Origin of the sequence: Paenibacillus nanchangensis, from assembly GCF_046543445.1 — a bacterium.
GTDB lineage: Bacteria > Bacillota > Bacilli > Paenibacillales > Paenibacillaceae > Paenibacillus_AQ > Paenibacillus_AQ nanchangensis.
The window spans coordinates 48,584-60,898 of sequence record NZ_JBHOFD010000040.1 but is presented as its reverse complement, the minus strand read 5'-3'; the positions used below and the strand labels follow the sequence as shown (position 1 = coordinate 60,898).

At 54.0% G+C, this 12,315-nt stretch carries 15 protein-coding genes; 6 read left to right on the top strand and 9 right to left on the bottom strand.

All coding sequences use genetic code 11. From position 1 onward, the window contains the following. Positions 1–214: 214 nt before the first annotated feature. Both ACE6ED_RS25225 and ACE6ED_RS25220 read left to right on the top strand, forming a co-directional pair. The gene (locus tag ACE6ED_RS25225) at positions 215–757 is read left to right on the top strand and encodes a PadR family transcriptional regulator (RefSeq protein WP_410830199.1); all 543 of its coding nucleotides are present in this window, start codon (positions 215–217) and stop codon (positions 755–757) included. 7 nt (positions 758–764) lie between these two features. Continuing rightward, positions 765–1,562, top strand: a complete 798-nt coding sequence (locus ACE6ED_RS25220) for an alpha/beta fold hydrolase (protein ID WP_410830198.1) — start codon at positions 765–767, stop codon at positions 1,560–1,562. Between the two features lie 19 nt (positions 1,563–1,581). On the opposite strand, the gene ACE6ED_RS25215 is transcribed toward ACE6ED_RS25220, so the two are convergent. From ACE6ED_RS25215 to rnhA, 3 genes are all read right to left on the bottom strand, one after another. Further along, positions 1,582–1,986, bottom strand: a complete 405-nt coding sequence (locus ACE6ED_RS25215; RefSeq protein WP_410830197.1) for a hypothetical protein — start codon at positions 1,984–1,986, stop codon at positions 1,582–1,584. A 33-nt stretch (positions 1,987–2,019) separates the two neighbouring features. Next, positions 2,020–2,691 (bottom strand): uracil-DNA glycosylase, encoded by a 672-nt coding sequence (locus ACE6ED_RS25210; protein ID WP_410830196.1) that lies wholly within the window; start codon positions 2,689–2,691, stop codon positions 2,020–2,022. 77 nt (positions 2,692–2,768) lie between these two features. Further along, positions 2,769–3,419: a ribonuclease H gene (rnhA, locus tag ACE6ED_RS25205; protein ID WP_410830195.1), complete on the bottom strand. Its 651-nt coding sequence runs from the start codon at positions 3,417–3,419 to the stop codon at positions 2,769–2,771. 345 nt (positions 3,420–3,764) lie between these two features. Between rnhA and ACE6ED_RS25200 the strand changes: the two genes are divergently transcribed. Beyond that, on the top strand, positions 3,765–4,940 hold the full coding sequence (locus tag ACE6ED_RS25200) for an acyltransferase family protein (protein ID WP_410830194.1): 1,176 nt from the start codon (positions 3,765–3,767) through the stop codon (positions 4,938–4,940). 336 nt (positions 4,941–5,276) lie between these two features. Here ACE6ED_RS25200 and ACE6ED_RS25195 read toward each other — a convergent pair whose 3' ends face one another. Then, on the bottom strand, positions 5,277–6,119 hold the full coding sequence (locus ACE6ED_RS25195; protein ID WP_410830192.1) for a sugar phosphate isomerase/epimerase family protein: 843 nt from the start codon (positions 6,117–6,119) through the stop codon (positions 5,277–5,279). A gap of 126 nt (positions 6,120–6,245) precedes the next feature. Here ACE6ED_RS25195 and ACE6ED_RS25190 point away from each other — a divergent pair, with 126 nt between their 5' ends. From ACE6ED_RS25190 to ACE6ED_RS25180, 3 genes are all read left to right on the top strand, one after another. After that, entirely contained in the window at positions 6,246–7,145 is a 900-nt protein-coding gene (locus ACE6ED_RS25190; RefSeq protein WP_410830191.1) for an AraC family transcriptional regulator, read from the top strand. A 237-nt stretch (positions 7,146–7,382) separates the two neighbouring features. Further along, positions 7,383–7,610, top strand: a complete 228-nt coding sequence (locus tag ACE6ED_RS25185) for a hypothetical protein (RefSeq protein ID WP_410830190.1) — start codon at positions 7,383–7,385, stop codon at positions 7,608–7,610. A 129-nt stretch (positions 7,611–7,739) separates the two neighbouring features. Next, a complete protein-coding gene (locus ACE6ED_RS25180; protein WP_410830189.1) occupies positions 7,740–7,946 on the top strand; it encodes a hypothetical protein in 207 nt (68 codons plus the stop codon). A gap of 308 nt (positions 7,947–8,254) precedes the next feature. Here the strand turns inward: ACE6ED_RS25180 and ACE6ED_RS25175 are convergent, their stop codons facing one another. Genes ACE6ED_RS25175 through ACE6ED_RS25155 form a run of 5 tightly spaced genes read right to left on the bottom strand, consistent with a single transcriptional unit; the run spans position 8,255 to position 12,162 of the window. Then, a complete protein-coding gene (locus ACE6ED_RS25175) occupies positions 8,255–8,566 on the bottom strand; it encodes a hypothetical protein (RefSeq protein ID WP_410830188.1) in 312 nt (103 codons plus the stop codon). Between the two features lie 46 nt (positions 8,567–8,612). Continuing rightward, positions 8,613–9,098, bottom strand: coding sequence for a DedA family protein (locus ACE6ED_RS25170; RefSeq protein WP_410830187.1), 486 nt, complete (start codon positions 9,096–9,098; stop codon positions 8,613–8,615). Between the two features lie 35 nt (positions 9,099–9,133). Further along, on the bottom strand, positions 9,134–9,697 hold the full coding sequence (gene pssA, locus ACE6ED_RS25165) for a CDP-diacylglycerol--serine O-phosphatidyltransferase (RefSeq protein WP_410830186.1): 564 nt from the start codon (positions 9,695–9,697) through the stop codon (positions 9,134–9,136). A 15-nt stretch (positions 9,698–9,712) separates the two neighbouring features. Beyond that, positions 9,713–11,488 (bottom strand): sensor histidine kinase, encoded by a 1,776-nt coding sequence (locus ACE6ED_RS25160; protein WP_410830184.1) that lies wholly within the window; start codon positions 11,486–11,488, stop codon positions 9,713–9,715. After that, positions 11,485–12,162: a response regulator transcription factor gene (locus ACE6ED_RS25155; protein ID WP_410830183.1), complete on the bottom strand. Its 678-nt coding sequence runs from the start codon at positions 12,160–12,162 to the stop codon at positions 11,485–11,487. Before ACE6ED_RS25155 ends, ACE6ED_RS25160 begins: the two co-directional genes overlap by 4 nt. Between the last annotated feature and the right edge of the window lie 153 nt (positions 12,163–12,315).

Below are 12,315 nucleotides of genomic sequence, written 5' to 3'. Positions count from 1 at the left end.
TGGGTTGGGTTGGGTTGGGTTGGGTTGGGTTGGGTTGGGTTGGGTTGGGTTGGGTTGGGTTGGGCAAGGGCGGATTAGACGGCTTAAATTTGTCAGAGACGGACTTGACAACGCCGCGCTTTGCCCGGATAAATTTGACAGATGTTGCAGCAGAGTGTAATGTATCTAACAGATATAAATATATCTAGTAGATACATGTTTAGGGGGACAATTGATGAAAAAAAGCAGCACACTTTATGCCGTCCTCGGCGTACTCGCCAAAGGACCTGCCGCCGGGTATGACATCCGCAAGCAGTTCAGCGGCTCCCTGCGGTACTTCTGGAGTGAAAGCTATGGCCAGATTTATCCGACGCTCAAAGAAATCGTGGAGATGGGGTTAGCGGTCATGGAGGAGATGCCGTCCGGCTCCCGAACGCGCAAAGTTTACCGGTTGACTCCTGAAGGGGAAACGCGCTTCCGTGAATGGCTGGCTGAACCTGTTGCTCCGTTAACGTATCGGGATGAACTGCTGCTGAAGGTGTATTTTTCCGGCCCAGAACACAAAAAAGAAATCAAATCCCTGTTTCAGGCGGAAGCCGCGATGCTGGAGGAAACCCTTGCCCTATACCGAGCGCAGGAAAAGGAAATTGGAACTCAATTTGAAGGAGCAGAAACGCCCTACTGGCAGTTGACCCTGCGCTACGGGGTGTTATCTACCGAGGCAAGATTGCAGTGGTGCCGCGAATCGATTGCCTGGATGGAACGGAAGAAAGGATGAGAAATAGATGACTGGGATGAAATCGGGAAAATATGAAGTGAACGGAACCACGCTGTATGTGGAGGTGCAGGGCGAAGGCTTGCCGCTGCTGATGCTGCACGGAGGATACTGCAATTTACGCGTATGGGACGAAGCTGCAAAGGTCTTAAGCCGCAGCTTTCAGGTCATTCGCTTCGACCACCGCGGTTACGGCAAAAGCGGCGCAATCACCGAGCCCTTTTCTTATTACGAAGATATTAAGGGGATTCTAGATTTGTTTGAGGTGCCAAGCGCAGATATCGCGGCTTCTTCTTTTGGAGGGGCGGCCGCATTGGATTTTGCGCTGGCTTACCCGGACCGGGTCCGCAGGTTGGTACTCTCCGCTCCGTCCGTCTACGGCTCCCGCTACCCGCTGCGTTTGACCATCGCAGGGATGCTGGACTTCTTAAGAGCACGCCGCATTGGAGCGGAAAAAGCCGCGGAGAAATTCATCCGGAACCGCTACTGGCGGTATCTCGTGCCGGCGAAAGCGGACAAACGCGACATGCTCAAGCGGATGTATAAGGACAACAGCGTATTTTTTACCGGCACGCCTTCCCTGCATCAGCCGCTCCAGCCACATGCGGTCAACCGTCTGGAACAGGTCACGATGCCTGTACTCCTTATCGAAGCCGGCAGAGATCTTCCATACAACCGCGGCGTCTGCACGATGCTGAATGACCGGCTGCCGAATTCGGTGCTCCGGCTTATGGAAGACAGCGGGCATTATCCTCATCTGGAATATCCAGCCGAGTTCGCAGCCTTAACTGCGGATTTTCTTGCATAAGCTTACCCGGGTCCGGCGGTTACCCGCGAAGGGAACGGACGACAAAGGTATGCTGGCTTTTGGGCAGCGTCCGGCCGTCCTCCAGCGTGACCGACCCTTTGGTATGCGCGACGATTACTGTGTTGAGAGCGATCAGCCGGTCTCCCTTCCACACGGTAACCGCCGATTTGAAGTAGATGGCGTTATCGAACTGGATCCGGCTGCGCATCACGTAGCCAACCGAATGGAGGACCGGGGGCAAAGCCCGTTCTCTGGAGGGCAGCGCCCGGATCATCGCGATTCTTCGAAAAGGAACGGCGGTCTCATGATGCCCGATGATGGCGCGGCCCATCGATACGTCCCACTTGCGCAGCACGCCTCTGACAATGGTATAAGGCGGCTCGCCGCAATACATCATCACCGGTTTTCCTACCCAATGTCTCATCGCCCCACCTCCTTTCTGCTTGCGCTGGTGCCGTTACTTGCTGTCCGGAATCGTCCAGTCGATCGGTTCCAGGCCATGTGATTCCAAAAAAGCATTGGCCCGCGAGAACGGGCGGCTGCCCAAAAATCCGCGGTGCGCCGAAAACGGGCTCGGGTGCGGCGAACGGATCACAAGATGCCGTTTGTCGTCGATGAAGGCGCCTTTTTGCTGGGCGTGGCTGCCCCACAGTATAAACACCATCGGCACCGGCCGCTCGTTCAGCTTCTGCATGACCGCATCCGTAAAGGTCTCCCAGCCGATGCCTTTATGCGAATTTGGCTGTCCCCGTCTGACAGTAAGGACCGCGTTCAGCAGCAGTACACCCTGCTCCGCCCAGTGCAGCAGCGAGCCGTGCCCCGGCGGCTGGATGCCGAGGTCGTCCGACAGCTCCGTATAGATGTTCCGCAGCGAAGGCGGAATCCGGACACCCGGGGCCACCGAAAAGCTGAGTCCCTGGGCTTGTCCGGGACCGTGGTAAGGGTCCTGGCCCAGAATCACCGCCCGCGTGCCGGCGTAAGGCGTCTTTTTCAGCGCGGTGAACAGCAGCTCTTTCGGCGGATAAACCGTATGTTCCTTGTATTCCCTAGCCAGCGTATATCTTAAATCCTGAAAATAAGTTTTCTGCGTTTCCTCCTGTAATACCTCGTCCCAATCGTTACCGAACATCCGCGTTCCTCCCCGTCCGCTTCTGTATTGTTCCTTCTATACCTGTTATTAACCATTTCGCCAAAGGCACCCCGCACTTACTTGCGGCCGTAATCCGCCTTGATTTCGCCCCAATCCCGGGTTTCCCACTTCAGCACTTTGTTCGGGTACGTGTGAGTATGCAGCCATTCGACTGCCCGGTCAATCAGGCTCCAGATCTGCTCGGTGGAAGCGTCGCGCGGCAGCGTTGTCGCTACTTTTTTCTGCTTAACCCATTTGATTGCGTTCAGCGAGTCGCTGTAGACCGTTTTGCTGCTGCCCTCACGCTTCAAATGCGCCAGCGCATGCACAATCGCCAGAAATTCGCCCAGATTGTTGGTTCCTTTATTAATGGGCCCGCAGGAAAAAATCACTTCCCCGGTTGCCGTATCAACGCCTTTATATTCGACCGGTCCGGGATTGCCCCGGGTACCAACGTCAACCGAGATGCTGTCGTAATCAATTTCAGACATCGGGCGCCGCGCGGCTGCCGTGCCGGAAGCTGCTTTTTTGGTTTTGCCGGACCCGGACCCGGCTCCCAGACTGCTCTGCCAGCCCGCTTTGTAGGCCTGCTCGGCCGCCGCTTTGGTTTCGTACGATTTATATTTGGCACCCGTGTAGTGATTGATCTGCTCCTGGCATTCCGCCCAGGTCCCGTATATTCCCGGCTTGCGTCCGGCCCATACGACATAGTGTTTCTGCTTGGCCATGGTTTCCGCTCCTTCGTGATAGACTGCTGATCCTGCACGAATTGTTTTCAGCCCGTTGGCGTAAATTCGCACAAAATGCTGACAAAAGATAATTTTATCCCATCACGCGCCGTTAGGGAAGCGGAGAACAAGTTCCTTATACCTATTCGTCAGGAATCGCCATCTTTCCTCTTTTTCTGCTGACGGCTTACGAGACTTAACGAGGCTTATCGCCAACATTCCCCTTTATATCCCCCTCTTAAGCGGGGGGCCGATTGATACTTTAGAGTAACGGTATTCCTGCGGACGGCTTGTTACAATACCAGTAGAGAGAACAGACAGAAAATCTGGAAAAGGAGTGGAACTATGGCAAAAAAAATATCGCTTGAAGTCATCCTGCTGCGCAGTTTGTCCTGTCTGGCCATTGTGCTGGTTCATTCAGCAGTATGGGTGATCGAGGTGTTTGATCCGATAGCCCAACGGGACGCCCAGCTGCTGACCGCGCTTCGGCTGTTTCTTAACTTCGGTACCCCCGCTTTTGTGTTTATGTCCGAATTTCTCCTCGCCAAATCGTATCCCGACCGGCTGCCCTCCGGGTTTTTCCTAAAGCGGTTCAAATTTCTTGTGATCCCCTTTATCTGCATGGGTATGATTTACGCTTATGTCGACATGCGGATCGAAGGCATGAGCTTGACCTTTGGCACCTTTGTGATAGAGTCGCTGAAAAATATCGTATTGGGCGATTACGTGGGTTATTTTATCCTGGTCATTATGCAGTTTTATCTGCTGCATCATTTGTTCCACCGGCGTTTGTCCGCAAGCCGTCCGCTCAACATGCTGACCTTGGCTTTCGCCATAAACTTCGTGTACCTCGGCTTTTTTAATTTCGTTCCGCCGTTTGGCTTCTCGGGTGCAGAGAAAGTATGGAATGAATACAGCTGGCTGCCGGCGCTGGGCTGGGTGTTTTATTTCGCCCTTGGTTATTATTGCGGCAAGCATTATGACACGATGCTCGCCCTGCTCCGCAAACATAAGTGGAAGGTTTTGCTTGCTCCAGTGCCGCTGTTTCTGATTTTGGCCGCGCTCAAGATGATGGACATTCCGGAAACGACCAGCTCGAAAACCGTGTTTTATCTGGCCTTTTCGCCAAGCATGATCTTTTTCGTGTTCCTGATCGCAGGCTGGTTCAAAAAAATACCGTCCATCTTCTACCTCATCAGCGATTATTCCTTCAGCATTTATCTGCTGCATACGCTGGCGTTTATGCTGGTGACCCGGCCGTTGTTCCTGACGAATTACACGGACATGAATGTGTACCTGAAAACGGCGATCATCTTCATCACTTCGGTGCTGCTGTCTATGCTGGCTGGCTATCTCATCAACAAGCTGCCCCCGGGCAAGTATATCGTCGGGCCGATCCGGACGAATTACAAGCAGGCAAAACGCGCTGCCGCACCTCCGTCCCCGCTTCCGGTTCCGGGCGATGTGTCTGCCGTGTCTCCGGAGTCTTCTCCGGCCAGGGCGCTGTCTTCAGGTCAATGACCGGTGAAGGAGCGAAATCTTTTTTCACCGCTCTTTTAATTTGTTACATCTCAGCGGGGCTGTCTTAGAGACAGCTCCGTTTGCTTTTTCTATGGCCAGTTGCGGAAGAGTTGGAGAGCTTGGCGGAACGGGGAAACTGACTTTTCCAACTAAATATTTAGCAAAAATATGGAGCCGCCTAAAGCCGGTTATGACCTCGGGACAGCTCCTGCATGCTTCTGTTTGGACTTTTAGCCGCCGCTTAACCGCTGATCCAGCCAGCTCCGCAGCCATTGGTGCGGCCGGTTGCAGTTCCAGTTCCAAGTGCTGGTACCAGCCTGGAGCATTGGCTGTCTGCTATTCCGTCTTCTCCAGCGATTTTACATAACGGATCGACGGCAGCACCGTCTCTTCGGTGAGGCATTCCAGCGAGATGTCAATCAGCGGTTTTGCTTCGTGCAGTCTGGACAGGAATTCGGCCGTCTTGAACTGGCCGCCCTCCGAGCCGGTCCGCAGCTCTTGTTTTGCTCCCCCGCTCACCTGGACATCCTTCAAATGCGCCAGTACAATCCGGTCGCCGAACAGCCGGAACGCTTCGTCGAAGAAGGCGGTCTGATTGCCGATTTCGTCTACGGTCAGCAGGTTAACGGGATCAAACACAATGCCGAGATTGCCCGATGGCACTTCTTCCAGCAGCCGGGCGGTCAGCTCCGCCGAATGCAGGGTATGTACCGATACCGGCTCGATGCCCACTGTTACGCCGCGTTTTTCCGCCTCCTCGACCATCTCCCGGACCGATTCAAGCAGCACGTTCCAGCCGGTTTCTTTGTACCGGATCGGGTCCTGCTCCATATAGGCCGTCAGCGCGCCCGTTTCCGTCGCCACAATGGAGGTGCCAAAATCCCGCGCAAACCGCAGATGTTCTTTAAACCGATCGATTCCCCCTCGTCTTGTGTCGCGGTCGGGATGCACCGGATCAATGTAACAGCCCAAAACCCCGATCCTCACACCCGCCCGGTTAAAGTGCTCACCGACATAAGCAGCAAGCCCGGGACTCAGCTTCCCTGTGCCGAAATCGATGTCTGCAACCGCTTTCGAAAGTGCGAGCTGAACGAAGTCCAGCTCCAGTCCCCGCAGCCTTTCGGCCAGCTGGCGCAGCGGGAGTCTGCCAACCGTATGCGCCAATGTACCGTAACCCATTCTTTTCCCTCTCCTTCCTGAATGGAACAAGTTCAGCCTATATTATACCAATTTAACAAAAACGGATAAACGCGGAGGTTCACTCTTTGGTAAGATGAAGACACCGATCGGGAGGGAACGTAATTTATGGACTATAAAGCAGCCATCCAGCAATGTATCGACCAGATTGAAGACAATATTCAGCAGCCGCCAACCGCCGCCGAATTGGCACAGTTGGCCGGATTTTCCTTGTATCATTTCTACAAGGTGTTCCAGGTCAATGTGGGACTGCCAGTTATGGAGTATATCCGCAGACGCCGGCTTGCTTATGCAGCCGCCGAACTGGCGGGACCGGGGCGGGTAATCGAAATTGCCTTGGCATACGGGTTCGAGACCCACGCCGGATTCACCAAAGCCTTCCGCAAGACCTACGGCATGACGCCGGAGAAATACCGTATGCACGCCACCGGGCGAGTTCCCGAGAAGGTGGACCTTGCGAAGCTGGCTGGTTACCAATTAAATGGAGGAATTGTGATGAGACCCACTTTTGTTACCAAACCCGCAATGAAACTGGCAGGTTATGCCCTGAAAACCACATCAACCGAAGGAGAAAACTCCGTGGATATCCCGAAATTCTGGGACCGCTATTTTGAGGAAAATTGGGTGCATATGCTGCATGAGGTGCTTCGCCCCGTACACCATGCGGAGCTGGGCGCCTGCATCATGGATGAAGAAACGCAGGACTATTTCACATACCTGATTGGAGTTGAAGTGGCGGACCTGAACAATCTCCCTGAAGGCATTTACGGAACAGAGATCCCTGCTGCAACTTATGCAGTATTCACCACTCCTGCGGCCGACCGAGCGGACCGGGCCTTCACCAAGGCAATTCAAGGCACGACCGAATACATCTACAATGAATGGTTTCCGAATTCCGGCTACGAATACGCTCCGGGCGGAGCGGATTTCGAATGGTACGATGAGCGCTCGCATGGCGACCATGATCTTGTAATGGACATCTACGTGCCGGTAATCAAAAAAGCTTAAGCTGCTGTCCATCTCGCGGCGGCTTTCTGACCGCAAATGCGGCCGGATGGCCGCGTTGTGCGGTCGGATGACGCGTAATACAGCCGGATGGCCGCCCGCTTCCGTGAGCTGGTTCCGTTTCTCTCTGCTCTCCGCTACCCTTTTTGTCTCCATTCGCCAACAGACTGACGGCATTACCTGTTGCCCCAGCCGGTCAACCCGACTATAATAGCAGATAAAAAAATGGAGGGACCGGCCATGCCTCATAAACTTGTAGACGATACCGATTTTTGGGTTGCCGCCCTGTCGCAGACGTTCGTCTCCGCCTGGAAACTCGATCCGGACGGAATGTACGCCCAAATCGGCTATGGACGGATTGAAATGTTTTCGGAGGAACGGGTCAGACTGCGGCTGATTGACGGGTCGTTCACCCATCTGGAGCGCGAAGCCACCCGGTTTGAGCACAACAAACGGCTCCGCCGTTAACGGGTTTGCCGCTGCCCGGATGCGGCTATACTGGACGGTAAGCTGGTTCAAAATGCCCCGCCAAGGTTACTTTCGTTACATAGACGGACACAAGGCAATTCCCGTTAGCCGCAGAAAGGGAGGAGAACGATGGCCGACAAATCGAAAGACAACTGGGACGACCGCGGTGCCGGCGTGCATCCGATTCCAGGACCCGACGATCCGAAGCAAGGCTTCAGCCCAAAGCTGGAGGAAGTTGTGGACGGACTACTCGGAGATGCAAACGAGCTGAATGCCGATCCGCGGACAGGCGAATCGGAGCCCAAACGACGTCCAAATGACGACAACACACGTTGAGGAGCTCGATACAGCAGCGAAGGCAGGGTCCAGGGGACTCTGCCTTTTTGGGATGGATATGATAAATAACTTCCCGAATTTGCAAGTACCTGAATTCACTTGGAATACAGCGTCCTGCCTAAAGATCAGTATACATACTTCTGGCAATGTTCAGAAAGCTGCAATGTTCAGAAAGCGATTTCATTCCATACCATCACCTTGTCCTGTGTCTGCAGGCGCTGCGCAACCGGTTGATGACGCGCGGTGAAGCGAGGAATACAAAAAATGCGAGTATCGCAGGATGACAAAACCGGCAGCCCGGAACCGCGTTACTTGCTCTTCATCCGTTCCGTGTGCTGCGGTTTGTCCGTCTCTTCGCCCGGGAGGCCGGCGTTATCCGCCTCCTCCTTAACCAACCGCGACGGAACGGGCGTCAGCTCCGTTGCCCGCCGGGGTTTGGCCCCCTGCAAGCTTTCCTTAAGCTCGTTCAGATCCTTGCGCATTTTTTTGGTCTCGGTATAATTCATGATTACAGTTGCAAAGGTTACGCTCATAACCACCAGCAAGCCGACCGGCATCGCAATACTGATCAGGAATGCAAACAAAATCAGCAGCAGCGCATTCATATTAAACTTCGGCATTCTTCCACCTCCTCGTCCACCTGTCCATTCCAATCTTACCATGAAATCAGGCCGCTACACCAACATAGTAGCCGATCGTAATGAACACCGCGGACCAGAGAAAAGAACCAAAGGCGGCAATCAGCACATAGATCCGAAAGGGAATCCGGCTGATTCCGGAAATATAACAGCTGACATGCCGGATGCCCGGGATATAATATCCGAACACAATCGTCCAGCCGCCGAAGCGGCGGAACCAGTCCTCCACTTTCTGATACCTTTTTTCGTTGAGACCAATCCATTTGCCCCACTTGGTGATAATCGGACGCCCGACCTTCCGCCCGATCCCGTAGCTGATGCACATTCCGGTTAAAGCGCCAAGGCAGCTGACCGTCAGACTCATCGGGTAATTCAGCACACCCTGGTGCGACAAATATCCGATCAGTGTCATCAAAATTTCATCCGGGACCGGCAGGCCGATGATACCCAGCGACAACAGCAAATAAATGGCAAGATAACCGTATTGATTAACAAAGTCCGTAATAAACTCCATGAAAATCCCCGTTTCTCCCTGCTTTTGGCCGTAGGCTACTTGATGAACTGCTCCTGCCTGTTTTTCCTGCCCAGATTCAGCTGTGACGGCAGATTCTTAAGCGAAGGAAACCGGAAACGGCTGATCATCAGCAGCGACAGCAGACCGCAGACAATAAAGGACACGCTGATATGCAGCTTGTCAGCCCACAAAGTAAAACCTGTCAGCAGCATTCCCGCTGCCGTAATCGGCAGCCCGGTAAAGGTGACCGAAGACGGCTGGCAGTTAAACCGGGCCAAACGCAGACCGCCGCATACGACAAAAACCACAGCCGCCGCTTGGCCGGACCAATGGAATCCGCCTTCAGCCGGGACAAACAGCAGCATGGCAGGCGCAACGCCAAACGAAATGATGTCCGACAGCGAATCCATTTCCTTCCCGATCGCGGAGCAGGCGCGCAGCCATCTCGCAACGCCTCCATCCACCACATCGAACATGGCGGCAGCCAGGATAAGCCAAGCGGCCCGCTCATAATGTCCGCTGAAGGTCATCAGCAGCGAAGCGACCCCCGAGGCCAGATTTCCTATCGTAAACAGCAAGGGTATCCAATACCGGTTCATTTTTTGTATCTCCTTTTACTCCGCATCGGAGTGGTTAATCAGACTTACATAAAAGCGGACGCCCTCCGCCGTGTTATCGACACCGTACGTAAATCCGTGCAGGTCCAGAATCAGCTTCACAATCGACAACCCAAGCCCGGTGCCGCCCGTTTCCCGGCTTCTGGAATCCTCCAACCGGTAAAACCGCTCCCACAGCCTGCTCTGCAGCCTTTCAGGGATCGGCAGGCCTTGATTCTCGATGGAAAAAAACGCACCCGCTGCCGAACCGGTGATCCGGATCGTGATAGGGCTACCCGGTGCCGCATACTTAATCGCGTTAACCATCAGGTTGTAAATAACCTGTTCGATCCGCTCCACATCCGCGTACACCGGCGACTCGTCCGTAGGGATGATCACCGCGTCCAGCGATTTGTCCCGCATCGGGTAGGCGAGCCGGCTGACGACCTCTTCGATTTTGTCGCTCAGAGTGAACCAGCGTTTTTTCAGCTTCACGGTGCCGGAGTCGAGCTTGAACAAATACAGCATATCCTGCAGCAGCGTCTCCATCTTCTCCGATTCTTCCACGATCACATCCAGATAGTAGTCCTGTTTGTCGCGGTTGACGCCGTCCCGGATGCCTTCCGCATAACTTTTGATAATGCTCAGCGGCGTCTTCAGCTCATGCGATGCGTTGGAAAAAAACTGCTGCTGCAGCCGTTCCATATGCTCCCGGTTTTCGACATCCTCAAGCAGCTTTTCGTTCGCCTGATTTAGCTCGCTGAGCGTGGTGTCCAGCTTATGCGACAACACATGCAGGCTGTCCGAAAGGCTGCCGAACTCGTCGCTGCGCTCCAGCGGCGCAATATCCGTAAAGTCCAGGTTCGACATCCGTTTGGCCGATTCATCGAGCGCAATAAGCGGTTTGGTTACCATCCGGGACAGGACAAAGGAGAGCATCACGATCAGCAAAGCTCCGCCCAGACCCGCATAAACAAAAAACATCTGCAGCGCGGAATTTGCTTCACTGATTTCCTGTAGTGATGTGACGGAGAACAGCAGCTCCATGTTCTGCGTCCCCGACTTGACCGGCTGTACGGCAATGACGTTGTGGACGCCGGTCCACGGCTCGATCCACTCCTCAATCACCATCTGGCCGCCGGTAAGGGTCTGCAGGTGCTCGTCGGACAAAGGAAACCATTCCTCCAGCGCCAGGAATAACAGGCCCTGCCTGGAGATCAGATTTTTGTAGTCCGGGAGCTCCACCTCTGTGACAACACCCGTATAAGAAATCACGGACGCTGATTGTTCCTGCGGATTCGGATACCCGACAGCAGAACTTCCCGGCTTGCGGATGCTGAGCGGATAAATCACGTTTACTCCGCCCTCGTTATCTAGTTCGCCCAGAACCTCAATGGTGTCGCCCGCATGCAAATGCAGGGACAGGAGGTCGCTGCCGAACTGGTTCAGGAAAGACGATAAGGTGACATCAGCTGTAGACCCGTCCGTTTTTTTTAACTCCAACCGGTAAGGATCGTTGTATTTAACGTAGCCATCTGGAGTAACAACCGCCAGCTGACCCTTGTTATCCCGGCCGAATCTTGCCGTCTCGCGCAGCAGACGCCCGTTCTCCCACCCTTCCCGGGCGTATTCCCTGCTGAACGCGGCCAGCTTCGTTTCGATTCTCGACATCTTTTGATTTTTGTAAAAATCCTCGAAAAAAAACAGCTGAAAAAAAATGATCATGGCATAAAAGCACAGGAAAACCGCAACAATCAGCATAAATAACTTAAAAGTAACGCCGCGGGTCTTCATGGGCTTTCCTCGAATTTATAACCCGTGCCGACGATGGTCCGGATCCAGCCGGACTCCGGCCCCAGCTTGCTGCGGAGTTTTTTAATATGTGTATCGACGACGCGCGGGTCGCCTTCATAGTTCATATCCCATACCCGCTGTAAAATCATTTCCCGGGAAACTACGATGCCCTTGTTCAGCACCAGCAGCTGCAAAATATCAAATTCCTTGCCGGTCAGCTCAACCGGTGTCCCTTCCACTTCCAGGCGCCGGGAGGATAAATTGAATACCGCGGTGCCAAACTCCACGACGCGTGCGGCCGGGGGCTGGCCTTCCAGCCGCTTGATCAGCGCATTTGCCCGGGCGACCAGCACCCTCGGGCTGAACGGCTTCGTCACATAGTCGTCGGCCCCGCTGTGAAAGCCAAGCAGTTTATCTTCCTCTTCCGATTTTGCGGTCAGCAAAATAATCGGTACCGTGGACCGGCTGCGGATTTCGCGGCAGACTGTCCATCCGTCCATCCCCGGCAGCATGATATCCAGAATGACAAGCTTCGGGTCCCGCTCCTCCAGCAGAGCGAGCGCCTGTTGTCCATTAGACGCCTCATAAACCTCGCAGTCCTGCATAATAAAATAATCGGCGACAACTTCGCGGATGCGTTTTTCGTCTTCTACCAGAAGCACGCTATAATTCACGGAAATCCCTCTTTTGCTTTAGTCTTGACCAGTGTATCAGCAACGTGTGTTTTTCATGTGTTTTTTGGCAAAACCCGCCAAAAAGCAGGATGGAAGCAGCAATCCGACGCCATATTCAGGATAAAAAACCGCTGTCAGCCGCCGCTTTCCGGT

What these genes read in the sequence shown, in the direction of transcription:
- ACE6ED_RS25225 (WP_410830199.1), top strand. Translation starts at nt 215, where the DNA reads ATGAAAAAAAGCAGCACACTTTATGCCGTCCTCGGCGTACTCGCCAAA.
- ACE6ED_RS25220 (WP_410830198.1), top strand. Translation starts at nt 765, where the DNA reads ATGACTGGGATGAAATCGGGAAAATATGAAGTGAACGGAACCACGCTG.
- ACE6ED_RS25215 (WP_410830197.1), bottom strand. Translation starts at nt 1,986, where the DNA reads ATGAGACATTGGGTAGGAAAACCGGTGATGATGTATTGCGGCGAGCCG.
- ACE6ED_RS25210 (WP_410830196.1), bottom strand. Translation starts at nt 2,691, where the DNA reads ATGTTCGGTAACGATTGGGACGAGGTATTACAGGAGGAAACGCAGAAA.
- rnhA (WP_410830195.1), bottom strand. Translation starts at nt 3,419, where the DNA reads ATGGCCAAGCAGAAACACTATGTCGTATGGGCCGGACGCAAGCCGGGA.
- ACE6ED_RS25200 (WP_410830194.1), top strand. Translation starts at nt 3,765, where the DNA reads ATGGCAAAAAAAATATCGCTTGAAGTCATCCTGCTGCGCAGTTTGTCC.
- ACE6ED_RS25195 (WP_410830192.1), bottom strand. Translation starts at nt 6,119, where the DNA reads ATGGGTTACGGTACATTGGCGCATACGGTTGGCAGACTCCCGCTGCGC.
- ACE6ED_RS25190 (WP_410830191.1), top strand. Translation starts at nt 6,246, where the DNA reads ATGGACTATAAAGCAGCCATCCAGCAATGTATCGACCAGATTGAAGAC.
- ACE6ED_RS25185 (WP_410830190.1), top strand. Translation starts at nt 7,383, where the DNA reads ATGCCTCATAAACTTGTAGACGATACCGATTTTTGGGTTGCCGCCCTG.
- ACE6ED_RS25180 (WP_410830189.1), top strand. Translation starts at nt 7,740, where the DNA reads ATGGCCGACAAATCGAAAGACAACTGGGACGACCGCGGTGCCGGCGTG.
- ACE6ED_RS25175 (WP_410830188.1), bottom strand. Translation starts at nt 8,566, where the DNA reads ATGCCGAAGTTTAATATGAATGCGCTGCTGCTGATTTTGTTTGCATTC.
- ACE6ED_RS25170 (WP_410830187.1), bottom strand. Translation starts at nt 9,098, where the DNA reads ATGGAGTTTATTACGGACTTTGTTAATCAATACGGTTATCTTGCCATT.
- pssA (WP_410830186.1), bottom strand. Translation starts at nt 9,697, where the DNA reads ATGAACCGGTATTGGATACCCTTGCTGTTTACGATAGGAAATCTGGCC.
- ACE6ED_RS25160 (WP_410830184.1), bottom strand. Translation starts at nt 11,488, where the DNA reads ATGAAGACCCGCGGCGTTACTTTTAAGTTATTTATGCTGATTGTTGCG.